This window comes from Sorangiineae bacterium MSr11954, from assembly GCA_037157815.1.
Taxonomy (GTDB): Bacteria; Myxococcota_A; Polyangia; order Polyangiales; family Polyangiaceae; genus Pendulispora; species Pendulispora albinea.
In genome coordinates, this window is sequence record CP089984.1 from 3,619,468 (window position 1) to 3,643,808 (window position 24,341).

At 66.0% G+C, this 24,341-nt stretch carries 23 protein-coding genes; 12 read left to right on the forward strand and 11 right to left on the reverse strand.

From position 1 onward, the window contains the following. Nucleotides 1-60: 60 nt before the first annotated feature. Complete coding sequence (locus tag LZC94_14365) at nucleotides 61-1,311, reverse strand: carboxylesterase family protein (protein WXB18414.1); 1,251 nt, start codon at nucleotides 1,309-1,311, stop codon at nucleotides 61-63. Between LZC94_14365 and LZC94_14370 the strand changes: the two genes are divergently transcribed. After that, the gene (locus LZC94_14370) at nucleotides 1,297-1,743 is read left to right on the forward strand and encodes a helix-turn-helix transcriptional regulator (GenBank protein WXB18415.1); all 447 of its coding nucleotides are present in this window, start codon (nucleotides 1,297-1,299) and stop codon (nucleotides 1,741-1,743) included. The genes LZC94_14365 and LZC94_14370 overlap by 15 nt on opposite strands. Nucleotides 1,744-1,797: 54 nt before the next feature. On the opposite strand, the gene LZC94_14375 is transcribed toward LZC94_14370, so the two are convergent. Together LZC94_14375 and LZC94_14380 are read right to left on the reverse strand one after the other, a co-directional pair. Continuing rightward, nucleotides 1,798-2,607 (reverse strand): ParB N-terminal domain-containing protein, encoded by an 810-nt coding sequence (locus LZC94_14375; GenBank protein WXB18416.1) that lies wholly within the window; start codon nucleotides 2,605-2,607, stop codon nucleotides 1,798-1,800. 371 nt (nucleotides 2,608-2,978) lie between these two features. Next, complete coding sequence (locus LZC94_14380; GenBank protein WXB18417.1) at nucleotides 2,979-3,569, reverse strand: hypothetical protein; 591 nt, start codon at nucleotides 3,567-3,569, stop codon at nucleotides 2,979-2,981. A gap of 697 nt (nucleotides 3,570-4,266) precedes the next feature. On the opposite strand from LZC94_14380, the gene LZC94_14385 reads away from it, so the two are divergent. Next, a complete protein-coding gene (locus tag LZC94_14385; GenBank protein WXB18418.1) occupies nucleotides 4,267-5,145 on the forward strand; it encodes an alpha/beta hydrolase in 879 nt (292 codons plus the stop codon). 21 nt (nucleotides 5,146-5,166) lie between these two features. Here LZC94_14385 and LZC94_14390 read toward each other — a convergent pair whose 3' ends face one another. Then, nucleotides 5,167-5,523: a GFA family protein gene (locus tag LZC94_14390; protein WXB18419.1), complete on the reverse strand. Its 357-nt coding sequence runs from the start codon at nucleotides 5,521-5,523 to the stop codon at nucleotides 5,167-5,169. A gap of 85 nt (nucleotides 5,524-5,608) precedes the next feature. On the opposite strand from LZC94_14390, the gene LZC94_14395 reads away from it, so the two are divergent. Both LZC94_14395 and LZC94_14400 read left to right on the forward strand, forming a co-directional pair. Continuing rightward, nucleotides 5,609-6,421 carry a helix-turn-helix transcriptional regulator gene (locus LZC94_14395; GenBank protein WXB18420.1) on the forward strand — a complete coding sequence of 271 codons (813 nt, stop codon included), beginning with the start codon at nucleotides 5,609-5,611 and terminating at the stop codon, nucleotides 6,419-6,421. Between the two features lie 5 nt (nucleotides 6,422-6,426). Further along, nucleotides 6,427-6,870 carry a hypothetical protein gene (locus LZC94_14400; GenBank protein ID WXB18421.1) on the forward strand — a complete coding sequence of 148 codons (444 nt, stop codon included), beginning with the start codon at nucleotides 6,427-6,429 and terminating at the stop codon, nucleotides 6,868-6,870. Between the two features lie 354 nt (nucleotides 6,871-7,224). On the opposite strand, the gene LZC94_14405 is transcribed toward LZC94_14400, so the two are convergent. Beyond that, nucleotides 7,225-9,651: a Xaa-Pro dipeptidyl-peptidase gene (locus LZC94_14405; protein WXB18422.1), complete on the reverse strand. Its 2,427-nt coding sequence runs from the start codon at nucleotides 9,649-9,651 to the stop codon at nucleotides 7,225-7,227. A 1,105-nt stretch (nucleotides 9,652-10,756) separates the two neighbouring features. On the opposite strand from LZC94_14405, the gene LZC94_14410 reads away from it, so the two are divergent. Further along, nucleotides 10,757-11,125 (forward strand): hypothetical protein, encoded by a 369-nt coding sequence (locus LZC94_14410; GenBank protein WXB18423.1) that lies wholly within the window; start codon nucleotides 10,757-10,759, stop codon nucleotides 11,123-11,125. 205 nt (nucleotides 11,126-11,330) lie between these two features. On the opposite strand, the gene LZC94_14415 is transcribed toward LZC94_14410, so the two are convergent. The 5 genes from LZC94_14415 to LZC94_14435 form a co-directional block, all read right to left on the reverse strand. Next, the gene (locus tag LZC94_14415; GenBank protein ID WXB18424.1) at nucleotides 11,331-12,242 is read right to left on the reverse strand and encodes a DUF4041 domain-containing protein; all 912 of its coding nucleotides are present in this window, start codon (nucleotides 12,240-12,242) and stop codon (nucleotides 11,331-11,333) included. Between the two features lie 45 nt (nucleotides 12,243-12,287). After that, the gene (locus tag LZC94_14420) at nucleotides 12,288-12,998 is read right to left on the reverse strand and encodes an HIRAN domain-containing protein (GenBank protein ID WXB18425.1); all 711 of its coding nucleotides are present in this window, start codon (nucleotides 12,996-12,998) and stop codon (nucleotides 12,288-12,290) included. 354 nt (nucleotides 12,999-13,352) lie between these two features. Further along, nucleotides 13,353-14,144 carry a phytanoyl-CoA dioxygenase family protein gene (locus LZC94_14425; GenBank protein ID WXB18426.1) on the reverse strand — a complete coding sequence of 264 codons (792 nt, stop codon included), beginning with the start codon at nucleotides 14,142-14,144 and terminating at the stop codon, nucleotides 13,353-13,355. 300 nt (nucleotides 14,145-14,444) lie between these two features. Next, nucleotides 14,445-14,777, reverse strand: a complete 333-nt coding sequence (locus LZC94_14430; protein ID WXB18427.1) for an antibiotic biosynthesis monooxygenase — start codon at nucleotides 14,775-14,777, stop codon at nucleotides 14,445-14,447. Between the two features lie 98 nt (nucleotides 14,778-14,875). Continuing rightward, entirely contained in the window at nucleotides 14,876-16,375 is a 1,500-nt protein-coding gene (locus tag LZC94_14435) for an FAD-dependent monooxygenase (protein ID WXB18428.1), read from the reverse strand. 339 nt (nucleotides 16,376-16,714) lie between these two features. On the opposite strand from LZC94_14435, the gene LZC94_14440 reads away from it, so the two are divergent. From LZC94_14440 to LZC94_14450, 3 genes are all read left to right on the forward strand, one after another. Further along, entirely contained in the window at nucleotides 16,715-17,254 is a 540-nt protein-coding gene (locus tag LZC94_14440; protein ID WXB18429.1) for a hypothetical protein, read from the forward strand. Nucleotides 17,255-17,330: 76 nt separating this feature from the next. After that, nucleotides 17,331-18,407, forward strand: a complete 1,077-nt coding sequence (locus LZC94_14445) for a hypothetical protein (protein WXB18430.1) — start codon at nucleotides 17,331-17,333, stop codon at nucleotides 18,405-18,407. Between the two features lie 115 nt (nucleotides 18,408-18,522). Next, nucleotides 18,523-20,184: a S41 family peptidase gene (locus LZC94_14450; GenBank protein WXB18431.1), complete on the forward strand. Its 1,662-nt coding sequence runs from the start codon at nucleotides 18,523-18,525 to the stop codon at nucleotides 20,182-20,184. Here the strand turns inward: LZC94_14450 and LZC94_14455 are convergent. After that, a complete protein-coding gene (locus tag LZC94_14455; protein WXB20190.1) occupies nucleotides 20,158-21,060 on the reverse strand; it encodes a LysR family transcriptional regulator in 903 nt (300 codons plus the stop codon). The two genes, LZC94_14450 and LZC94_14455, sit on opposite strands and share 27 nt — an antisense overlap. 75 nt (nucleotides 21,061-21,135) lie before the next feature. On the opposite strand from LZC94_14455, the gene LZC94_14460 reads away from it, so the two are divergent. The 4 genes from LZC94_14460 to LZC94_14475 all read left to right on the forward strand — a co-directional run bounded on the left by LZC94_14460 (nucleotide 21,136) and on the right by LZC94_14475 (nucleotide 24,329). Continuing rightward, nucleotides 21,136-21,669, forward strand: coding sequence for a dihydrofolate reductase family protein (locus LZC94_14460; protein WXB18432.1), 534 nt, complete (start codon nucleotides 21,136-21,138; stop codon nucleotides 21,667-21,669). A 166-nt stretch (nucleotides 21,670-21,835) separates the two neighbouring features. Then, nucleotides 21,836-22,144, forward strand: a complete 309-nt coding sequence (locus LZC94_14465) for a DUF6506 family protein (protein ID WXB18433.1) — start codon at nucleotides 21,836-21,838, stop codon at nucleotides 22,142-22,144. Nucleotides 22,145-22,269: 125 nt separating this feature from the next. Continuing rightward, nucleotides 22,270-23,298, forward strand: coding sequence for a DUF1566 domain-containing protein (locus LZC94_14470; protein ID WXB18434.1), 1,029 nt, complete (start codon nucleotides 22,270-22,272; stop codon nucleotides 23,296-23,298). 407 nt (nucleotides 23,299-23,705) lie between these two features. Next, nucleotides 23,706-24,329 (forward strand): hypothetical protein, encoded by a 624-nt coding sequence (locus LZC94_14475; GenBank protein ID WXB18435.1) that lies wholly within the window; start codon nucleotides 23,706-23,708, stop codon nucleotides 24,327-24,329. Nucleotides 24,330-24,341 lie beyond the last annotated feature (12 nt).

The window sequence follows — 24,341 nt, forward strand, 5'->3', positions numbered from 1 at the left end:
AGGCACCAGCGAGTGGGAGCGCACGAGCCGCTCGTGTTCGAGAGTCGGGATGGACATGCGTCAATGCGAATCGAGCGCGTCGTCCCAGAAATTGCAAAAGAGGTCGCGGGGCTTGCTCTGGGTCGAAATGCTCGGGTCGAGCACCATCGTCTTCTCCGTCGCGAGATCGTATTTCGGCCACTCGGGTGTGCGTTCGGTGTTCGGGTTACCGGTGACCAGGTTCGTCCAGTACGTACGCGCGCGCGCCCCGAGGAGGCGTTCGGCTGCCGTCTGGGGGTAGAGAAACGCGTCGGTGGTGTTCCACACGAAGGGGATCTCGGCCGCATGAAAGACACCCAACGACGCGAGGGGGTGCGGCGCTCTATACCCGTGTGACCACACGTAACGGTAGACGGCGGGGGTTCCCCCTTTGAGCGCGTTGCGCGCGATGCGGCGCGCTTCGCACGCGAAGGCGAAGTCGGTTCCTAGATCGATGATGGCGCGGCGCCCATTGGGTAATGGATTGAAGTAAGGGTAAAGCTTTTTGACGTCGCTCGCGTACCGCCCCGTGGCGATGTCGATGGTGGCTTCGTAGGTGGCGAGATCCGTTCCGAGGTACGGGACGGCCGCCGCCTCCTCGGTGTTGTTTCCCACGATGAGCGGCACCTTGTTGTGCTTTCCTTCGCGCAGGATCGTATAGGGATCACCCGTAAAGACGTAGTCGTCGACATTCGGGCCATACACGAGCCACCACAGATGGCCCTCGAGGGCGCCTTTCAGGAATTGCTCGGCCGCCTCCACGATGCCGCCGACGGGATGGAGAAAATGGTGAGCCGGCACCTTGCGCAGGCACGCGGGAATGTCCCGCGCCCGCGCGCACCCCTCGCGCGCCGCGATATCCTCCCCTTGCTCGTAACGGCGGGCGCGCGGGGCGACACCGATACCGCCGCTCTCCAGGATGGCCGCGGAGAACAACCCGGCGGCGAGCGGCGAGACCAGGAGATGCCCAACGCTCTCCGCGCCGGCCGATTCGCCGAAGATCGTCACTCGGTCCGGATCGCCGCCGAAGCTCGCGATGTTGTCGTGCACCCATCGCAGCGCGGCGATCTGATCGAGGCTCCCGCAGTTGCCCGAGGAGCCGTGCGGATCCTCGGCGGAAAGCGAAGGGTGGGCCGTAAATCCGAGCTCCCCCAAGCGGTAGTTGATCGTCACCACGACGACGTCCTGCTCCTTCGCGAAGGTCGCGCCGTGGTAGAGGTTTCCGGTCCCCTCGAGGATGATATCCTGATCGCTGGCGCCAGTGATGAACCCGCCGCCGTGAATCCAGAACATCACGCGCTTCTTCGCGCGCTCCGCCCGCACGGCGCCGATCCCGTGCTCGCCAACTTGATCGGGCAGCAAGCCGAGACGATGCTCGCCGACCTGCGCCGCACGAGCACCAGCGACGACGTCCGCCGCGCGGTGCGCGAAGAGTTGCGCAGCGGGGCGCCGGCGATGGACCGCATCGCGCGCCGCCTCTCCACCACACCGAGCACGCTCCGGCGCCGCCTCTCGGAAGAAGGTGTAAGATACAAGGATTTGCTGGAGTCGGCCCGGCGCGAGTCGGCGTACGCCTACCTGCGCGATCCCTCGCTCACCATGACCGAAATCGCATTTCGCCTCGGCTACCGCGACGCCACGGCCTTTTTCAGGGTGTTCAAGCGCTGGACCGGCCAGACCCCCACCGAATACCGTCGAAGCTCCGAGTCGCCGTCCCGCTCTTAGCGCGCCGCCCTCCAACGTGGCGACCTGCGCTCGGTATTTCGCGACACGGATGCGTCATGCACTCTCGGTCGGATTCTCCAGAAACTCCCCGAGCCTGCGATGCAGCTCGGCGAGCTCGCCCCGCGAGAGCTTCATGACGCGTTTCCAGACGGAGTCCACCGCGGCGTTGGGCGAAACGGCTGCCGGGGGCGCGCTCTTCGCGAGCGCTTGAGAGAGCGTCCTGGCTTCTCCGGCTTCGACGCGCGCGACCAACTCGGCCTGCTCCTCTTGCGGGCGATCGACGATGCGCACGGCGTCGGTGATGGTGAGCTTTCCTGCCTGCACCGCCGCCGTCACCTCGGGCGCAGCTTGATCGACGACCTTTTTTGCGCGCTGGACGAGGCTCGGCGAGACGCCCACTTGCGCGGCGGCCTTCGCGCGGGGTTTGCGCGCTTCGGTCTCTGTTCCGTCGGAGGGCTCGACCTCCGGGGTCTCCTTTTTCCCGGGGCCTTTGGCGCCGTCCGCTCCTTGGCCAGCCTTCTCCGGCTTGCCCGTCTCGTCGGAATACAGCTTTTCGATCGCGACGGCCAGTATGGCAAGTTGGCTATCGCGCAGCTGGCGCCGACGAAGATTGGCCGACGTGACGTACGCGACGGGATCGGCGCCCTGCCACATCGTATGCTGCGGTTCGACTTCGGCCATCTGACAGGCTCGCAGACGATTGCGTCCGTCGAGCACCCATCGCTCGCCCATCTCGTCGAGCACGACGATGGGCGCGCGAAGGCCGTTTTTTCGGATGTCGTCCGCGAGCTCACGAAGCTCGTCGCCTTTCATCAAGGGAAAGAGCTCTGCCGCGGGATGGACGCGAAGGGAGAAAAGATCCATTACCTTTCCGTTCTCGGTGTGTGCCGATTCGCGTGGGCTCGCGCGCAACCGAGCGCGAGCCGCAACGCAGGAGGACTGCCGTGTCGGGCGGGCCCGACGAGAGCAAATGGATCGGCGTGCGCGTTCATCGGTGCCGAATGGGCGTCGTTTTTCGAGTCGACCTTCACGCGCGCAGGATCCTGATGCCCCCACAGTCCGCGCGCATCATGCCTGGATGTGCCCTCATCGCAACCCGTTTCCGACGCCCGCGGCTGCTGGGTTCGTGTGGATTTCGTGTGGATTTCGTGTGCCTTCCGCGCTGACCGAAGAACTGGCGCCATACACGTAGGGTCACGCGGAGAGCGCGATGGCGGCCGATTCGGCCGCTCGCTTCATGATTGAGGGAGCTGGTCGAGCACCTGTCGATGGACGCCGAGAATCCAGATATGGGTGGCATCGATCTTCTTCGTGCGAAGCAGCGCGGGACGGACGAGCGCGAACGAGACCACCATGAGCGCGACAAAGCCGATTCCGGCCAGCGATAGCAGGACGCCTGCCGCCGTCTCGGACGCGGACGCCAGAACCAGTCCGAGGACGAACGGGACGAACATCACGCCGAGGGCGGCCCAAAGCGCGATCATCGCCTTGCGCCATCGTTCGTTGCACGGCTGGCAAAGGGGAAGGACCATCTTCGCCTGCTTGCGCATGATGAGCATGGCGATGATCCCGACCAAGTTGCACAGAACGAAAAAGAGCACCGTCCACGGGGGCGTATATTGAAACGTGTGGTTTCGCGGCACGAGACCGTCGGGGCGGCCGCACTTCATGCAAACGGCAGGAAGGTTCGCCCCGAGGGTATGAACGAGCGCGTCACCCTCGCGACGGGTATAGGAGCCGGGCGGCTGAGGGGCGGCGTAAGGGAGATGGGCGTGCGGTGCACGCGGAGCGGCGTAAGGGTTCGCGTTTGGATCGATCGGGTTCATCGCGTGTCCGAGTTATACGGATGTAACGCGCCAATATTCTGCCCTTTCATCGGAGGACGCGAGAAATAAACGGACGCCACCGGGGTGACTCGAGCGTTGGTCACTGAACGTTTTTGGGTCGTCCGGGGCCCTTTCTTCCGGCGCGTGGGGCTGTTTCTACGAGGGCGTAGCGCACGGTCTGGCAACGAGGAGCTTTCGCCTTGGACTCGAGGACTCGAGGGCTCGAGGACTCGAGGGCTCGCAGACGAAGGCGTCGACGTGACGTCATCGGACGCGAGCTCGTTTGCGGACGCGAGCTCGTTTGCGGACGCGAGCTCGTTTGCGGACGCGAGCTCGTCACGGACGCGAGCTCGTCACGGACGCGAGCTCGTTCGCGGACGTGAGCTCGTTCACGGAAAGGCCGCGCGCTCGGATAGGATTTGCACATACGAGAGGGCAGGAGCGAACGGGGCGCTCTCGCGGAATTCGCCGATTCGCGCATCCCTTCTCGAAACAGGACGTGGGAATTCATCGCCCCATCCGATTTCACGCTGAGCTTCCGCGAGCACACCCGGATCGCCATGCCCGTGCGCGTCTGCGCGAGGGTTCGGGTGCTTGCGACCACCCATTGCACGAGGCCGGCGGCCGGGCTCGAGGATGGCATACCGGCATGCAGGGATTATCTTGGTGAGTCCACACCAACCCGGAGGCTTAATCGATGAATTCCCTGAATCGCAAGCGTATGCGCGTCTCGGCCGGAGTCGACCTTTCCTTCGTGACGGCCGGCGATCCGACCTATCCCGCCGTTCTTTTGCTGCATGGATTACCGAACTCGGCGAGCGGATTCCGCGACATCATCCCGACGTTGGCGGAGGTTTGCTACGTGATCGCGCCCGACTTACCCGGCTTTGGTGCATCGGAGCCGTTCCCGAAACCCACGTTCGAAGCCTACGGCGAGGCGATCCTCGAGCTCTTGTCGCATTTGCGCGTCGGGCCGCGTTATGTCTACCTGCACGACTTCGGGGCGCCGGTTGGCTTTCATGTGGCCATGAAGGAACCCGATTTGCTCCTGGGGCTCATCGTGCAAAACGCGAATGCGCATCGGTCCGGCATGGGGCCGCAATGGAACGACGTCTTTACGTATTGGTCGCATCCAAACGCGCAGACCGAAGCCGCCGTCACGAAGCATCTCAGCTACGAAGGGACGCGCGACCAATACATCGCCGGCGTTCCGGCGGACGTGGCCGCGCTCGTGTCCCCAGAGAGGTGGGAAGAAGACTGGCGGGTCATGTCTCTGCCGGGCCGGCTCGAAACCCAGCGGGCGCTGCTCGCCGATTATGGAAAATACGTGGCGCGGTTCGATGCGTTCGCGCGGTTCCTCGCCGAGAGGCAGCCGCCCGCGGTCATGGTGTGGGGGCGCCACGATATCTATTTCGATATTGCGGAGACGGTGTCTTGGATGCAGGACCTTCCGCGAATGGAGTGCCATATCCTCGATGGCGGGCACCTGCTCCTCGAGACGCACGCCCGGCCCGCGGCGGAGATCCTCCGGCGTTTCATCGAACGTGGCCCCCGTCGGACCGCGCGGCGCACCTGAGCCCGACGGGAGAGCGGTGCATCAGTAGCTCTTGCCGTCGAATTTTTGGATTTCGAGCGCGTCGATGTCGAGGCCGTCGAGGCAGCGCAAGTTCACGACGATCTTGTCCTGCCCGTCGGCCGCGTATGTTCCAAAAGCGCGTACGCCGCACGTCCCGCAGAACAAATGGTGCATCGTTTTCGAGCCGAATTGATAATCGACTTGCGCTTCCGCCCCCGAGAGGACCTTGAACGCGTCGGATAGGACCGAGGTCATCAACCAGCCCGTGCGTCCGCAGATGGAACAATTGCACGAGCTCGCCTTGCCGATGTCGGCGGTTACCTCGAAGCGAATTTTGCCGCAGTGACAGGAACCCGAATACGTCTTCATCTCGCCCATGTGTGCCTCCGGGGCAAGAGAGTGCGTTCCCTACGCCGTTTCGTATTGTAAAAGTGCGCCAGGCCCCCCGAAAATGGCGGATGACATGGGGCTGAACGGCACGCGCGGCATCTTGAACCCGGAGGAGGGGCTCACGCGCTTCGGGCTCGCGCGCGAGCTGCCCCCCGCCGATCTGGCGGGCTTCGTGGAGCACTTCTGGAGCGTGCAGTGGGATCTCGAGGGGCAGCCACCGTTCGAGCAAGAGACCCTGCCGTACCCGTGCGTGCATCTCTCATTTGCCGCGGCGGCCGCGGCCTTCGAAGTTCACGGCCCCGGAACGCGCCGTTTCGTGGCCCACCTCTCCGGGCGCGGCCGCGTACATGGGACGCGGTTCAAGCCGGCGGGCTTCTTCGCGCTCGCTGCGGTGCCGATGCGCGAGCTGGTCGATCGCGTGGTGACCTTGCAGGAGGCCACCGGCCGGACCGCCGCGATCCCAGAGAACGCCGAGCCCGCGGCGGTGCGGCCCATCGTGGAGTCATTCCTCCGCCGTATCGCACCGGCGCCCGACCAAAGCGCGGACCTGGTAAATCGCCTCGTCGCGCTGGCGCAAGAGGACCGGCACGTCGCACGCGCCGACGATCTGGCCGGGGTGGCCGGCGTCTCGGTGCGCTCCCTGCACCGCCTCTTCGAACGGTACGTCGGCGTGGGGCCAAAGTGGATTGTGCGCCGCGCGCGCGTGCAAGAAGCCGCCGAACGCGTGGCCCGAGGTGCCCACGTCGATTGGGCCGCCGTGGCGCAGGAGCTCGGCTACCACGACCAAGCGCACTTGATCCGCGATTTCCGCGCCCAAATCGGCTTTACGCCGGCGGCCTACGCGCGCCGGTGCGAGGCCGCGGCGCGGGCCGTGGGTCGAGGGTGACGGTCATGCCGCGCGGGGCGCACCCGAAGCCGTTCGATTTGCTCGAGCAGGTGCCGCCGGAGCTCCGTGGGCTGCTGCTGCCGTGGGCATGGGATCTCGGCCGGCTATGGGCGTTGTCGTTGCCGACCGAGCTCATACCGCTCGCACCCTTCGAGCCGCTGCTGGCGCTTCCCTATTGGCGCGACCGCGAAGGGCGGCCATTCCGCGTGCGTCCCCTCGATGTGCTGGCTCGTCCGGAGCAATACCCTGACCATGCCAAACGAATGCGCGATGCGAACCTCGACCTCCCGATTCACCTCACCGAGCATGGCGGCCGGACGATTGTGCTCGATGGCATGCACCGCATCGCCCAGGGCACACGCGTCGGGCGCAAGGTGTTGCCGGGCCGTCGTGTGGATGGGGGCTCGCTTTCGGAGATCCTCGTAGGTTACGCCGACGGTGTGGGTTAGCGCTGCGCTGGGCCTACGTCGATGCGCGGGATTCCGAAGTCCGCGCGCTCGGTCATGTTCGGCCGCCTGCATCCGCCTTCCGAAACGCATATCGGCGGGTCGCCATCCAGGGGCTCGTGGATCGTGGGCGACGAGGGGGGGCGCGCCGTGATGTGCGGTGCGGTGGCGACCAAGCGCACTCGATCCGCGACTTCCGCGCCCAAATCGGCTTTACGCCCGCAGCCTACGCACGCCGGTGCGAGGCGGCCGCACGGGGCCGGTGCACACTCACCTCCATGCGGCGAAAGCACACGGAGGTGAGTCGCTATTTGACGTGTGGATACTTCGATGTCCGACCCCCCCGGTTGCGGAATGTCAGCGGAACGACGACATGGCGAAGTCGCGACTGTCGCGTCGCCCATCCGAAGAAGGCGCGATGGCGAAGTCGCGGCTGCCGGGGCGCCCATCCGAGGAAGGTGCGATGGCGAAGTCGCGGCTGCCGGGTCCTGAACCGGAGGAAGGAGCGATGGCGAAGTCGCGGCTGCCGGGTCCCGAACCGGAGGAAGGAGCGATGGCGAAGTCACGACTGCCGGGTCGCCCATCCGAAGAAGGAGCGATGGCGAAGTCGCGGCTGCCGGGTCGCCCATCCGAAGAAGGAGCGATGGCGAAGTCACGACTGTCGGGTCCCGAACCGGAGGAAGGAGCGATGGCGAAGTCACGACTGCCGGGTCGCCCATCCGAAGAAGGCGCGATGGCGAAGTCGCGGCTGTCGCGTCCCGAACCGGAGGAAGGAGCGATGGCGAAGTCGCGGCTGTCGCGTCGCCAATCGGAGGACGGCGAGGGGGCGCGCGCCGTGATGTGCGGTGCGGTGGCGGTGGCGAGCGCGGATTCGTCGGCGTTGGCGATGGGCAGGTACAGGCGGCTGGTGACGAGATCGACCGAGAGGGTCGCGCCGGTGGATTGGGGCTCCGTCATTTCGAAGTCGGAGGCCGCGATCACGAGACCGACGACGTGGCCCGCGGGGATGACGGAGTCTTCTGAATCGAGCGGCACGGTGATGTCGTACCACTTGGACGGATCGAGGGGCGATGGGGACGTGAGCGAGTTGCGGTGCGCGGCGTCGACCCAGCCGCGCGTGAGGACGCCCAAGTCCGTCTTTTTGAGGTCTTGGGCCATATCGATGTAGCACGCGTCATCGAGCGCGGTCGATTCGCCCCAGCAGGATTCGGTGGTCAGGTTGACGAGTCCACCCTTGCCCGCGAGATAATTGATGTTGCGGGTCGCGCTGCCATAATCGACCAGGCGCGCGGTGATTTCGGTGGTGGGCTTGTCGACCTTGACCGTCAGCTTGACCCGCGGGCGGCCCGAGATGCGAATGTCTCGCGAGAGGGCGCGGCTGAGGAAGACGAGGCGGCCGTTCTTCCTCGTGCTGGGATCGGAGACGGCATCGGCCTCGGTGAGCGCTTTGTCGTCGGTGAAGACGACGGTGTCGATGACCGGATCCGTGCTGTCGGCCGCCTTGCTCTGGACGAAGTCGAGCCTGCCCGTGTCGCCCTTTCCCCAGGCGAGTTGAAGTTGGGATTCGCGGGCCGCCGGCGTGGGCCACGTGGGCTCGTTCACCCAGTTGCCGGGCGTGCGCTCGATGGAGGCCATGGGCTCGTTCATGATGCCGTTGTCGCGGCCTTGCAGCCAATAATCGAACCAGCGATGCAGGGTGGAGACCCATTCGGCACGGCGGATGTCGAACGGATCGACGTGCGCACCCTGCGAGAGCCATATCTTTCGCGGCACGCCGCGGGCCGCGAGCGCGTTCCACCAGGTGCCGAACTGCGGGGTGGTCACGATCCAGTCGTCGATGCCATGGGTGAGGAAGACGCTCGCTTTGACCTTGCTGACGTCGGGCACGTAGTCGCGCTCGGCGAAGAATGCGTTGTAGTTGCCTGTGGCATCGTCTTGCCCTTTGCGCAATTCGGCGACGTTCGCGTCGCAGACCCCCGGCGGGCGCCCGTTGTTTCGGCCGGCCGCGAGGAATCCGAAGTAGTCGGCGCCGCGCAAGGTGCCGTTCGCGCGGGTGTACTCGTACCAGCTCGAGATGGCGGACTGCGGCACGATGGTGACCAAGCCATCGACCCCCGTCGCGGCGACGCCATTGGCGATGGACCCGTCCCAGGATTTTCCGATCATGCCGACCTTGCCGGTCGTCCAATCGGCGAGAACCGGTGTGCCGTCGGCGCGGGCGGCGGTGGCGCGACCATTGAGCCAGTCGATCACCGCTTTGGTGCCGAGGACCTCTTCTTTGCCGCCGGCGTCGAGGCAGCCCGTGGAGCGGCTGCTGCCCGGCAGGTCGACCGCGACGAAGGCGTAGCCGCGCGGTACGAAGTAATTGTCGTAGTAGAGCGGCACCTTCGTGATGATGCCGTTCGCGTCGAAGGCCTTCCTCTCGGACTCGTTTCCGCGGCCGCTCCCCTTGTAATAGGGCGATGCTTCCAAAATGACGGGGACCTTGACACCCGCCTCGGCGGCCTCCCGCGGCCGGATCAAATCGACCGCGACTTTGTCGGGCTGTCCATCGCCGTCGTTGTCGAACGGCGTGGTGACCCAAATGCTCTCGTGGATGGCATTCGCGTACGAATAAATGGGAGTGCTCTCATTGCCATTGGCCGCGACGCCGAGCGGGGATCCGGAGGTGTCGCTCGAACCGGTCTCGGTCGCGCTGCTGCATGCGTAAAGAAAGCCCGTACCGGTGACAGCTGCGATGCGTAAGACACGTCGGATGGAAGAGCGAATTCGAAGATGCGCCATGGGTAAGAGATCTCCTCGTGTGAGCATCGGCCGCAACACTCCGGGCCGAGCGATTGAGAGTATTATGTGAAGAGGAGGCCCCCGAGCGAGGAGCATCGTGCGTCAATGTTGCCACCAATCACGACACGATATCGTGACGTAGGCTCGCCTCCCTTGCGGTCTCGCATGCCGTCAGAATTTTATTCGCTTCATCGAGCCAGCCCTGAAACGCTTCGACCCGCTTCATGGCGCGCCCGTCCGCGCGCGCGGCGCGTGATGCACGGATTCAAGCGGGTCATGCCCCGCACGCACCGGAGGCGAGCCCCTGCGGGAAGGCATACGCGGTCTCGTCATCGGAGCTGCTGCACTCTTCGAGGGAGGCCATTTCACGGCATCTACTCCGCGCCATGGGGTCGATTTGCACGATGCACCTACGATGGGGATCGGCATCTGTGGATGATCTCGGGCCATCCGCCCACCGCGTGACGGGTGGGGCGCAGGTCGTCCGACCCTTCTCGAAGGACGCGGATACATCGATTCCGTTCGAGACGGGCTGGGTGACCGAGGGGCGCAGCCGGCTCGCATTCGTCGATTAACATGGCACGGTGAGGTGGCAAAATGGTCGAGCGCACGACCCTCTGCACGACCTTGCGAGTCCGGACGGTCTTCTCGCGTACGGCCAGTTCAGGGGAGAGCTCGGTCTCGGCTCGAATATCGTATCCCATCCGCCGTCGATTCGTGTTCATCGACGCTCCCCGTGGACGCCGAATCGTGGAGCGCCTACGAGAGCACGACACCTCGTTGCAGCAAGGGTTATCGGCTCAGTACGCAATATCCGATCGGGCCGGTCGTCCTATCGTTGCCAATGCGATGAGCACGGCGTGCGCAGTATTTGCCGGATTGTCGGCATGGCGCATGTCGTGCGGCATCTCCCGCCGATTCGTGGCGTGATCTTCGCTGTGTCGAAGTCGAAGGAAGGATTTCGGACGAAGCTTCGTAAGCCCTCCAACACCTGTCGGTGCACTCGCGCGTGATTCGAAATCGAAGGAGGCTCACCTGTGGCCTTCACGCGTGCTCGCGCCGGCGTTGCCTGGACTCGAATCGTTCAAATACAGGAAATTGCACGATGAAAAAACATTATGCCATCCCCGCGCTCGCCATGCTCTCCATGGTGACCGCCATCGGAGCAAGCTCGTCTGCCCGTGCGGCCGCCGCCGGTGGAACCGCCCAAGTGACCATCGACAGCGCGCAATACAACTTCGTTGCAACGGTGTGCGACTACACCGGCCGCGGCGCGCAGCTCCAGGCGACGCTGCCCGATGGCACCAAGCTGACGGTCAACGGACCCAGCGATTACATCACCATTGCGGGCGCATCGGTCAACTTCAACGGCTGGATCGAGAACGTGAAGGGCGATGCCCATCAATTCGTATTGGCGGGCGCCGAAGACGGCGGTCCGCGCCGCTTCTTCATCTCGGCCACCTGCCAAAACTGACATTCGGGCAGCATCGACGGAGGGGAGCCTCTCGCGGGGAGGTTCCCCTCGTTGCATTTCGTCCCCGGAGCGCGGCTGCCGATCGCGTCCGATGCGAGCCGCAATTCGGTCCACGCGCGCGATAGGCGATTCGATTCGCATCATGGTGCACGAGCTCCTCGGGCACGCCCGCGCAGCATGAGCACCGTATGCGAAGGAGCGGCAGCTACGCGCTTGCTCCCACCGTCTGCGCGGTCGCCGCCGTGGCAGCCTCGCGGATCGCGGTCGCCGCGGCCATGCTCTTTCGATACTCCTCGGCCTCCGCCGATAGCGTGAACGACACCAGACCGTGCAGCTTCTGCACCTCCCCCCGGATCTCGTCGAGGGTGACCCGAAAGTACTCCTTGCGCAGGTTGACGCCGTTGACGCGGCGGCTGGCGAACGCTTGGTGTAGCCTGTTCTCGAGGGTCGGCGCGTCTTCGCAGAAAATAATGGCGTGGACGTCGAAGGGGAAGGGGACGGACGCATCTCCGAGCTCGTCGACGCGCTCGAAGGGATCGAGGCGCCTCGTCATTCCAATCTTGTAGACGCCCTCGCCGAAGGAACCGACGTTCGAGAGCACGTAGACATGGCCCGACTTGGTGAGCTGGGCTCGTGCGATGGCTTTGGCTTTCCGGTCGAGGGCGTCTTTCAGCTCCGTCTCGAGTCGCGTTACCAGCGCTTCGAGGCGATCGTGCTGCTCACCGGTGGCCACGTCGGCGGCGAGCTTCGCGCGCGCGTTCTCGAGGGCGGCGGTCTTCTGCGCCTCTTCCTTTTCGGCTTCGGCCCGCGCGCGCGCCAGCTCCTCCTCGGCTCTCTGCTCTTCGCGCATTTGGTCTCGGATTCGCCTCTGTTGGTCCTTCTCTTCTTGGACCTTCTCGCGATGCTCGTGAACCAGATGAAGCTCGGCGAGCTTGAGATCGTGATACCGGGCCGAGATGAACACCTGCTGGACCTCACCCAGCTTGTTGATGTCCCGATACGCCTTGCTCACGCGTTCTTCGAGCTTTATCACATTGTCGTATCGGACTTTGGCGATCGCCGCGTCGCACTCGCCGTTGAAGGCGCGCAGCATCAGCTTGGCCTGCTGCTTGACCATCTTTTTGCCCTCTGCGGCGCTCCCGCCCACCGTCCATTGCGTGTCTCACGGGGCAGCCTTGTCCGTCTTGATCAGGGCCTGCTGCTCGTCCTTGATGGCCTTCAAACGAGCCACATACTCCGCGGAAGACTCGAACCCGTACCGCGGTCGATAAAACCCGAACGACTGAACCTCGAGCGCCTCCTCGACGGACTCGAGCTCCTTTTTTGCGGCGGCGAGGGCCGCGAGCGTCTTGGACAACTGCTCCGAGGGCGGCGCGGCCGGCGCAGGACGGGGGGACACCGCTACGGCGGGTCGAGCTGCGACGGGCGGTGGTGGTCGCGGCACGCTCGGATGGGCGGCGGGGAGGGCTGGCAACCAAACGGCGACGCCGAAGCCACCTTGATTCGCCGCGGAGGGAGGGTCGATCTGGGCTTGGCAGGCGACGGCGAGGTCGTAGCGCGCCCGAAATCGCGCGAGGATCGGCGACCATTGGGCGGCGAGCTCGCGAGGGAGATAACCGACTTTGCCCCCGAGCATCCAGATCCATACAGCCTGCGGATCGTGCGGATTTTGCGGCTCGGGCACCAGCCACGCCGGCAACACCACGTCCGTTCGCCCATGAACGCTGGCGACGATGCGGCGCATCTGCTCCGGATTGTAAGCCTCACCCACGGCTTCGTGCCGGGCGAGGTTCCCTCCCGCGATCCACACGGCGGACTGCGACTCGACGGTGGTCAGGGTATGAGGAACGCTCATCTCATCGACGTGATGCATCGGACGTCTCCCGTGGCTCCAAAGGCATTTCGCGATCCATCGTCGCGACAAATCCTCTGCGCCAACCATTGTCACTCCCGTTCGATCGTCGAGGTCACGAAAACGGCGCCCGCGAAGCGATGCGTTTGCAAGTTAAGTAGCTGCAATGTAGGTAACCCTACGTTGCTTATCGCCTATATGATGTTTTTACGACGTCTATTGGTTCAGGGGGCCAGCCCTCGCACCATGCGGCGACATCCGCGCCCTCGTCTCGTGCCAGGAGCCATATACCCCGGAGGGTATAGGTTTGGAGCGCACCGGCCTTGCACGGAAGGTGAAGCCGGGCGCTCCAGGCATTTCGGCGAGAGGGCTTCGTTAGGTCGTCAGCGCGAGCTGGATCGCGCGCTCGACGGGGGACGCCTCGCGCTCCGGTCGCAGGGGATCCAGCGGCACGCGGGGCAGCAACGGCGGTTGAGCGAGGAAGCGCGGGGAGCGCCCTCGATGGGGCTGCGCCGCATGCACGAGGAAGGGGTGGCACAGGTACACCGTGCCGGCAGGTCCTGTCGCCCGTGCCTCGGGGCGGTGGGCCGACTCGGCGAACTGCGTGCTTGCGAGCTCGCCGAGGGTCAGCCCCGCCTCGCCGTGGGGAGCGAGCCGGCGGGCGATGTCGAGGTGCGAGCCCACGCGGATACGGGTCGGTGCGTCGTCCTCGCCGGTGTCGGAGAAGAGGAACAGCATGAGCAGCGCGCGCCCCTTCGAGGCGAGGTTCGCGCGCCACTTCATGAAGTCGGCCTCGCCCTCGGCGCCGAAGCTTACGTCGATGTGCCAGCCGCAGTCGCCTGGATCCTCCGCGGATGGGAAGCGGATTGGGAATGTGCCGAGGCCGCCGCGGGGGAGCCACCGCCCTGGACCCACGAGCGCATCGTAGGAGGCGCACAACGTTGGTGTGTTGGCCGCGTCACGGAAAAGAGGGTTCGGGATTTGGTCGATGCGTACGACGGGACGTGTCCACGTCGAGGGATCGTCCTCCATGCAGCCGGTGGCGAGCCACAAGATCCGACGGCACGCGTCGGCGAGATCACGAGGAAAGGCTTCGTCGACCCGAATGAAGCCGTCTGAAATGAATTGATCGATCTGCGCTGCGGACAGCCCGCTAGGATGAGGCATTGAGTTCTCCTGTTGTGTTCCAGCTCGAGGCACACCACCGCGACACCGACGAAGCGCATCGCGGGGAACGGGGAAAGCGCCGGGGACGGCGCTCAGGCGAGCAAGAACACGGAGAACTTCATCATGGGAGCGAGAGCTTACCCGACGGCATGCGCCCCTTCAACGTCGATCGATGCTCTCGCCGAGGTCGCTGCGTGCGCAGGTCCTCGCGGTGCAGCGGAGAGCACGGCTTCGAGGACCGCGCTCCCCGTGACCTCGCGCAATCGACTTCGACGGCGGCTGCCCGATGGCGGTATTGCGTTACAACGGCTTGTGGACCGAGATCCCCTCGCGGCCGGCGATCCAGTCGCGTATGTAGGGATTGAGCTCGCCGTAGAACGATGCCGATACCAAATCGACCAACGCAAAAAGTTCGCCGAGCAAGGGGCCCACATGGTTGTTGTGGGCTTCGGCCGCGTCGGCGTCGGTGTATTCCTCGATGATCGAATAGTGACCGGGTTTTTGCGTGATGTACCACTGGTAGCGCAAGGTTCCCGGCTCGGTCGCGGCGGCGGATGCCAATGCCCGCGCCACCCGCAGGAACTCGGCTTCGTCGGTCTTTACTTTGAGCTCAATCTGCACGAGAAGACTCATTGGTCGATCCTTACTCGGTATCCGCGGAAGCGCAAGAAGCTCGCGTGCACGTCATCATGCGATGCGCATCGCCAATGGGCGCTCGTTCCCAATCGAAGCTATGGCGCGGTGGGAGGTCCGAACCAGGTAGCGAGGGCGTCGCGGAGACCCTGATCCGTGCCGTCTCCGACCCAGGCGACATGTCCGTCGGGCCGGATCAATACGGCGGTGGGGGCCGCGACCGCACCGAGCACGGGGAGCTCCCACATACCCGTGTAGCGCGCGTCGAGCTGCCGAACTCGATTCGCCCATGGAGCGATGTCGAGGGCGCCAGGCTCGCCCAGATTGAGCAATACCGGTCGAGCCTCGTGCAGCAGGGTGAACACGCGCCGCGAGCCGCCCGCGGTGAGCAGGTCGAGATCGGGCATGCGGCGCCCCAGCAGCGGGTGCCCCGTGCCGAAGTCGTAATGAATGTCGAGGCCCGACATCATCGCAGCGCATTGCTTGCGGGGCTCGTCCAGCCGCAGCACCCCGGACATCATCTCGCGCAAGGCCAGGGTACGCTCGTCGCCCCGGTTGAGCGCGGTGAGCGCCAGGGTCGTGCGGAGCACGCGGGCACCGACGGGGTGTCGCTCGGCATGGTACGTGTCCAAGAGGCTCTCGGGTGACGTTCCGGTGACCACCTGGGCGAGCTTCCATCCCAAGTTCACGGCATCCTGCACACCGGTGTTGAGCCCCTGTCCGCCCACGGGGGAATGCACGTGCGCCGCGTCGCCGGCCAAGAGAACCCGTCGGTCTCGGTACGACGCCGCCTGCCGGGCCATATCGGTAAACCGGGAGACGTATGCGGCGCTGTGAAGTCCGTAATCCGTCCCGTAAAGGGCGATGAGCGCCTCGCGGAGATCCTGCAGGGTCGGCTCGTCGCCCCGGCGGACATGCTCTTCGCGCAGCACGACCCGCGCACCCTTCGCGTCCTCCAATTTGCCAATACCATAAACGCCTTTGTCATCCCGCCGGAGGCCCCACGCCGGCTCTTCGGACATCGCGACCTCGCCAATCAAGTAGCTGGTCGACGGATCCCATCCTGGGAAATCGATGCCTGCGCTCTTGCGAACGAGACTGCGACCTCCGTCGCACCCCACCAGGTACTTCGCCCGCATCGATCGGCCGCCTTCGAGCGCGACGTCGACGCCGTCGGGGTCCTGCGCAAAACCCGTGACCGCACGTCCGCGGTACGTCGGCACGGCCAGCTCGGAGACCCACTCGGCCAAGATGCGCTCGATGTGGTTCTGCCAGAGCGCGAGCCCGTAGTTGTGGCGCGTCGGAAAGTCGCGGATGTCGAGCGGGATCTCCTGCGCGAAGGAGGCGATCTGCGTCGTTTGCCCCTGCGAAAGAAAGCGCTCGGCGACCCCTCGCTGATCGAGCACCTCGATGGTGCGTGCGTGCAAACCGCCCGCGCGCGAGCTCGCGAGGTCCTGGTCTTCGCGCCGCTCGACGATGGCGACGTCGACCCCCGAGAGCGCCAACTCGGCCGCCAACATCGAGCCCGTCGGACCTCCTCCTGCGATCACCACCGCGTGCGTTGCCACCGCCCCACTGCGTCCGGATTCATCGTGCATGTTCGAGCCTCCTGTTTCGTTGCTTCTCGCTCGTGGCCCGTGACTGTGCGGCACGACCTGGGGCTTGTCGCAAGCCCCTATGTGTGGCATATATTCGAAGTGGAAAGAGGGGAGGGGCGCGGTCCTTCACCGCTCCACGCGTGGCCCCTCGCGTCGCGCGCCGGTCTCGAATAGTCTCGAAAAGACCGCAGCGCCGTTCAAAACGCTCCAGCTGCGCTAGGATTGGGCGGATGAGGATATCCCATGCGCTGAAAAGTCTTTTTGCTTCGTCCGCCGTTTGCCTCGTGGGTTTTCCATGCTCTTGCCGCGCGCCGTCGCGCACACGTCGAGGAGCCTGCCTTGTTTGGTGATGTCATTGTATTTGGTGTTGGACATAGCGGAACCTCGCTCCTCTCGAAGATGCTCCACACGCTCGGGTGGCAAAGCAACGACGCCGACGAACCTTTTGCCGAGAGCGTTCGAATGCGGGAGCTCAACGGCCAAATCCTGGCGACCGGCCTCACATCGGACATTCGAGCGGCGCAACGAGCCTATTTTCAATCGCTGGAGCGGCCGTTCGCGCTCAAAGACCCCCGCTTCGTCGAGACCCTTCCTCATTGGATATCCGCGGTCCACGAGCTCGACGAGAAGCCGACGCTCTTGATGATTACGCGCGATCGCGAGGCCGTGATCCAGAGCTATCTCGACCGAGGTGAGCTCGTCGATGGCCAGCCCGGAACGCGCGGCCGCACGGTCTCCCAGTTGCTGGATCTCGCGGCCGAGAACTACGAGCGCTGGCCCTTTCGCAAGACGAGCCTGCGCTATGAACGATTGGTCGAAGCGGCCCTGATTGTCAAACAACAGCGCAAGATGAGGCACGATGGGGGACTCTGGCTCTAATCGTCGGGGCGCGTACGATCCGCGGCCATCGCCCCTCGATGAGCACTTCCGGGCTCGCTATGTCACCCTTTCGCAAATGCCGCCGGCGGCCACCTCGGGGCTCCCGCTCGAACGGGACCGGCTCTGGGCCATCGTCCCCATGGCCGAACGGCAGCCGGAGCTGGCGGAGACCATCACCCGGGCCGCCTCCTATTTGAGCCGGCGGCTGCCGCGCGGGCGCGTGCTCTTTCTCGATGGCGGCTCGTGTTCGGAGAATGTCGCGGCGGCGCGCGCGGGGGGCGCGATCGTCCTCGCGCAAGATGCGATCTTCGACGCGATGGATTGGGAAAGGCTCCTTCCGATCCTGAACCTCCGCCGTCGCCCCGTAGGTCGATCCGGCCAGGGCTTCAATGTCTTCGCGGCCCACGTCGCGCTCCATGCGCTCGGCGTGCGCGATGACGATATCGTTTTCCAATGTGACGCCGACGTCCAGAACTACGAAGAGCTCGCGCCGATGGAGCGGCTCCTCGCGGCATGGTCATTGGAAAAGAGCGCCCGGCACGTCAAGCTCGCGCAGCCCGGGCGGAACAACGAGATGACCATGGTCGCCGTGGCCATGCAGCAGCTCTTCTCGTGCCTGGAGCTCCCCTGGATCCCGCCCGCCGTCAAGCAGCTTGGCCACGATGTATTCATGGCGCTCGCGCCCGATAAGTGGCTGACGTGTGGTTTGTACCTCGTCACCGGCGCCATCGTCCGGTCGAGACCCTTTGCGTCCGGCTACCTCGATGCGACGGTGCAGGCCGTGTGGGCTGCGGGGGCCCCGGAGTGCGGGTGGCGGAACGTCCGCTATGTCGAGTGCCCCGTGCGGTGTCGCGATTCCATCAACACCGCGACGAAGGAGACGCTCATCTTGAGCATGGTCGCCCTGTACCTTCAAAGCATGGTGATGCACGGCGTCGCGCCCCACGCGTGGACTACCGATCATATCTTGCGACTCAATCGCAACATGATGCCCAAGCTCGGCGACATCCCGGAGATCGGGGATGCCGCGGGGCCGGTGGCCATCCACCGCATCGACCCCGATCGGCTCATTCCGTCGGTGAGCGCCCTCGGCGAGGAGGGGATCCTCGATGTGGCGCGTGTGGCCGAGATCGTCGCCGGAGCACGGGGGTGAACCCATCGAGCCCGACGCGGCGTGGAGCGCCCGGTCTTTTCGACGTGGGGCACGGAGCGCCGTTGCCGCGGTTTTTGTGGCGGTCCGTGTCCCCGCCGGAGGATACTCCCGTGCGATGATGGGCCGTCGAATCGATCCGAAGTGGCTGCGCCGCGGCATCCTGCTCGTGGCGGTGGGCGCGGCCGCGCACCTTTTCACGAAGCAGGACACGCCGCGCCTCGTCGCCGGCGAGGTGCCCCGCGAGGATCCGTGCGCGGGCTTTGGCGGCTATTTCGAAGGGAAGGGGAAGAGTGACGCCTGGGGCGAATTCGATATCACCGTGAACCTGCGGTGCAAAGGCGATGCGTTCGAAGGCGATGTCTTCGCGGGGCCGGCGGCGCCGATCGTCCGAGCCGTGCCGAATGGGCGGCACATCGAAATCGCGTTCGGCGCCGGCGGCCAGGACAAGCTCGACGTGGAGGCGGATGGGGAAGCGCTTCGGGGGCGCATCTTCGCCGACGGCGAATCCGCGGACATCGCGCTGACGCGCAGGGGCGATGGTCGGCCCCCGCCGCACCTCGATTCGAACGCGGACCAATGGCGCGAGGATCTCCGCTTCCTCGCCGCCGAGCTCCCCAAGCGGCACGCCGCGCCGTTCGCCTTCATGAAGCGCGACGCATACGAAGCCGCCATCGCCGACCTCGAGCGCAAGCTGCCCGAGTCGAACGGCGATGCCGCGTTCGTCGGCTTGAACCGCATCGCCAATGGGGTCGGCGACGGCCACACCTACATCCGCAATCCGCCCGGCTCTCCGCTCTTTGCGATAAAGGTGCGACGCTTTGGCGACGATTACCGGTTGGTCGCCGTCGGCCAAGAAAACGCATCGGCCCGGGGCGCGCGCATCGTACGCATCGATGGAAAACCCATGGCCGAGGTGAGGGAGCTCCTTTGGTCGCTCACCCCCGCCGACGAAAATCCGAGCCTCCGCGAGGAGCGCCTCTTCGATCTGCTCGAGAGCGGCCTGGCGCTCCATGGAGCCGGTGTGCTGGCGGCGCGCGATCGCGCCACATTCGCCCTCGAGGATGGCTCCGGCCGTGCCTTCGAGGCCGTCTTTCGGGCCACGGAGGCGAAGGCGACCGCGTGGGCCTTCGACCATGCGCCGCTCTACCGCCAGAGGCCGGACGAGACGTTTTGGTTCGAGTGGCTCCCCGCGCCGCATTCTCGTGTTCTGTATTGCAGCTTTCGCAAGTACGCCGATCTGGAGCGCCATGGTGCGGCGCTGATGAGGGCCATCGACGAACGAAAGCCCGAAAAGCTGATCATCGATCTGCGCCTGAATCATGGCGGCAACTTCATCGAGGGCGTGAAGTATATCGTCGCGCCCCTCGCGCAGCGGCCGCTCGTCAATCGAAAGGGCCATTTGTTCGTCTTGGTCGGCGCCGAGACCTTCTCCGCCGCCATGAGCAACGCTTCGCACTTTCGCGCGATGACGGCGGCCACCTTGGTCGGACAACCCATCGGCGAGAAGCCGAACAGCTACCAAGAGCCGAGCGAGGTCAAGCTGCCCAACTCCGGCCTGGTCCTGCGCTACTCCACCCGCTTCTATGCGTTTCTTCCGGGCCTCGCCGACGGCGGTGTCTCGGGGGTGGTGAACATTCCTCCCGAAGGAAAGAACGTGATCCTCCCCGATCGGATCATCGACACCTCGTGGGCCGACTTCGAGGCCGGGCGCGATCCGGTGCTCGCCGGGGTGCTCGAGGCGCACGGCGCGTCAAGCCGCTTCCCCGCGAGCCCGTAAGACGGCCGGGGCGCGCGCGCGGATCCAGTCGACGAACGCGCGGAGCTGCGGCGGCATCATGGTGCGCTCGCCGTAGACGAGAAAGATGGCGCCATCGACCCGGAGTCGATCCGCGAGCACGACGGCCAGCTCCCCGCGCTGGATGTGCGGATCGGCCAGACGGTTCGGCAGGAGCGCGATCCCGAGCCCGCGCACGCAGAGCTGCGTGAGCAGGTGCGGATCGTCGGAATGGACCGCTCCGCGCACGGCGACCGTGCGCTTGCCCGCGGGCCAGTGCGTGCGCGGCTTCATCCGCGCGTCGAGGCCGAGGAGGCAACGATGTTCCTTGAGATCGCGGAGCGACGTCGGGGCTCCGTAGCGCGCGAGGTAGCTCGGCGCGGCGGCGGCGACGAGGCGCGCGGGCGCGAGCCGTCGCGCGACGAGCCCGGGGGCGATCTTCGCGCTCGCGCGGATGGCGACGTCGATGCCGTCGCGTTGGAGGTCGACACTGCGGTCGGACACGTGCACGAGCAGGCGCACCGTTGGATGGGCGACGATGAAGTCGGCGAGCACGTCTGCGAGCGCGGCCGCGCTGGCACGGCCGAGCGAGACCCGCACATCGCCTCGAATGTCGTCGTCGCGGCGGCGGACGCTCGCCTCGGCCGCGATCGCGGCGTCGACGACGAGGTGGGCGTGGCGGAGGAGCTCGCGGCCGGCGTCCGTGACCGCCATGGACCGGGTGGTGCGGGCGAGGAGGCGGACACCGAGCTTCGCCTCCAGCCCGGCGAGGCGGCGGCTGACGGTGGCGCGCGGCAACCGGAGCTCGGTCGCGGCGCGCGCGAGCGATTGCGTCGCCACGATCCGGGTGAAGACGAGCAGTTCTTCCGTGTCCAGCATTTGGATCAATTATGGATCGCTGAGTCTCATTGTGCAGCAATTGATCGAAATCCCACGCGGCACCATCTCTTGGGCATGAAAACGATCCTTTGGGCCACCCTGACCGCCAACGGAAACTACGCCCGCTCCTCCCAGCGCCACCCGCCGAGGCCCGAGGCCACCGCCGACTTCGCCGTCCACGCGCGGCAGTACGGCAACTTCATCGTCGGGCGGCAGACATTTCTCGAGTTCCAAGAGAACGCCTCCCGACGTCCGCAGAGCGCGTCGCTCGATGGCATCGACATCACCGTCGTATCGAGCTCCCTGACCTTGCCCCCCGGCGCGCCGGCGCAGACCGCCGCCGATCCGCGCGCGGCCCTCGCGCTCGTTCGTGCGCGCGGACACCAAGCCGCCCTCGTCGTGGGCGGCGAGCGTATCCACCGCGCGTTCCTCGCCGCCGGGCTCGTCGACGAAATGATCGTGGTCGTCACCCCCTCGCTCGAGGACGAGGGCCGCCGGATCGTGCTCCCGAGCGGCGAGCGGCGCGAGGCGACGTTGATCGAGCACGCGCCGCTCGATGGGGGCCTGATCCGACTGCGCTACGCGCTGGGACCCTCGGATACGTGGTAGCCCTGAGGCTGCGATCGCGCCGGGAGAGAGGTGCACGGCGGCTCGCGCGGGCGGCACCCCGGGCCGCGCGACGTCGTCCCGGCGCGGGCCTGGCGGTGACCGATCCTCCGTCCTCTCGGAATTCGAGTCGCGCTTTGCCTCGATGGAGCTAGAAGAGGCCATCACGATGGCACTTCAAAACTGGGCTTTTATTTACACGGCGCCCGGCAGTCCCTCGGAGGGGACGGTTTCGATCGTCGAGACACCCGCCTGCCGGACCGTTTTGGTCGGCGTTCCCGACGTGGAGAGCGGCGTGAGGATCGCACCGCGGTTGGTCGCGGAGGGCGCGCAGCTCATCGAGCTCTGCGGCGGATTTGGACCGATGGGGACGGCTCGCGTTCTGTCGGTGATTCAACATGCCGTTCCCGTCGGCTCGGTCGCCTACGGCCCCGAATCGGTCGACGGGGTCCACGCGATCTTCGCCCCCGGCGCGTGAGAGCAACCCTCCGTCCCCGAGGCAACACGCTTCGACGTGGCATCGGTAGGAAGGAACGGACGCGCGCCCCCGTAAGCTACGGCGTGGGAGTCTCCGTCCGCCCTTCGCCCGCGGCACGTTGGAGCGTGCGGCTCGTTTTCGTGGCGCTCGTCGCCGGCTCGGGCGCGATCGGCTGCCGCTCCATCCTCGGGATCGACGACGATGCGACCCTCTTTTCCACGTTGGACGGGGGCGGCGACCTCCCTCCGCGCGACGGCGGCCGGCCGGACGCGGGGCGCGACCCCGTGCCCGATGGCGGCAGCACGGATGCTTCGAAGGAGCACGACGGCGCGCTGCCTGGCGACGGTGTGGACCGGACGGAGCCGCAGTGGCCTCTGCCCGTGGAGTCACCGCCTTTGTCCAACTACGACGTCACCGAGGAGACGGTGCTGGACAAGACGACCGGCCTCATGTGGCAACGCCGGATGACGATCGAAGACGTGTGGGCCGAAGCCTCCGGCGCGTGCGCCAAGCTCGCCCTAGCGGGCTATCGCGATTGGCGCTTGGCGACGCGTATCGAGATGATCAGCCTCCTCGACTACGGTCCCAATGCCGAGTACATGAACCCGAATATCTTTTCGCAAAGGACGAACATCTCGCCCCAATGGACGGCATCGAAGTATGTCGTACAGCCGACCTCGGACGCGCGCTGGGTGGTGCGGGTGCTCGACGCCGTCGTCGCACATTGGGACGAGGCCTCCAGCGAAAAGTTTCCGGTGCGATGCGTCCGCGGGGGCAAGACGTCCTCGTCGCCCCGCTTCGTGCCGAGCGGTACCACCGTGCTGGACGCGCGCACGGGGCTCTCGTGGGAAAAAGGGACGAGCGAGCCGCTGGATTTCACGAGCGCGCGGCAACGGTGTGAAGCCTTGGAGCCCGCGGGCTTTCGCCTCCCCAATGTGCGCGAGCTTCAAACCCTGATCGACGAGACGCGAACCGAAGCCCCTACGTGGAATGGCGTCTTCGATAAGCCCGCCGCCGGCACGGCCCTCGGCGTCTGGAGCAGCACCGTACGTACGCGCACCCGCACCGGGACCCTCGTCGTCGACTTCGCGACCGGCGGCACCAAGTTGAACGAATCGGCGGACACCCGGATGCGCGCGCGCTGCGTGCGCTGAGCGGCCGACGCGCGAACCTGCGTCTCCCGCCGGGGACGACTGCACGCTTGTAAAAGCGCTTCGATAAGCGCCGTGGCGGGCCGCGCGCGCAGGTTGGGACGGTCTTCACCGTCGGCCTCGTGCCGCACTGCGTATCCAGGCCATCTCCGGCCGGCGAATCGTGCACGTGGCGTTGCTCCGGCTCTGCCAAAACTTTGCACGACGGACGGACCATCGCGGGGCCATCTAACGGAGGTATGTTTCCCGTGCACGAGGACGAGGGTTCTCCATCGGGCCCTCCAATTGAGACTTACGACGAATCGGATGCCACGTCCCTCCAGGAGCTCGTTGCCCTTGCAGAGCAGCGCCAACGTAGGAGACAGGAAGAGATCCTCCGCGCCGAGGTCGTTGCCAACGAGCGACGCGCCATGGAGGAACGCGAATGGGAAGAACGGAGGCAGCGCGCGGCGGCCGCTCGGCTCGAGCGCGAGCGTGCTCCGCTCGTCGCGAACGAGCTCGCAAACGAAGGACGGATCGAGCCCGCGCCGCCGCCTCTCGAACGTGAGAGCGGCCCTTACACCAAAGTAATCGCCGCGCTGCTGGGGGCGGTGTTCGCCTTGGTCGTCCTCGACTCGGCGTACTATCTGCTGTTCTCGCGCGCGCGCATCGTGCAATTGGCCGAGGCCTCGCGGCGGGTGCTCGAAGAGCACAAGGTCGTGCTGGCGCAGATGGAACGCGCCCTCGATACCGAGCGAACCAAGGCCGCCGCGCTCGCGGGCGAGCTGACCGAGGCCCACAAGACCAACGCGCGGCTCGAACGCGAGCTCTTCTCGGCGCGCCGCGATCGCCTCACGCGCGCGCCAAGCACGCCGGCCCTCGCGGCAGCAGCTGCGCCGACAGTGCCCTCCATCGTGGTCATGACCGTGCCTCGCCCGTCGTCGCGACCCTACGCCACCCCGCTCGACGACATGGCGAAGAGGCCCGCGCCGCGCACCGAGGAAGCGCAGGCGGCCCCTTGCCACCCGGGGGACCCGCTCTGTAGCCATTTGTGAATCATTCGCAAG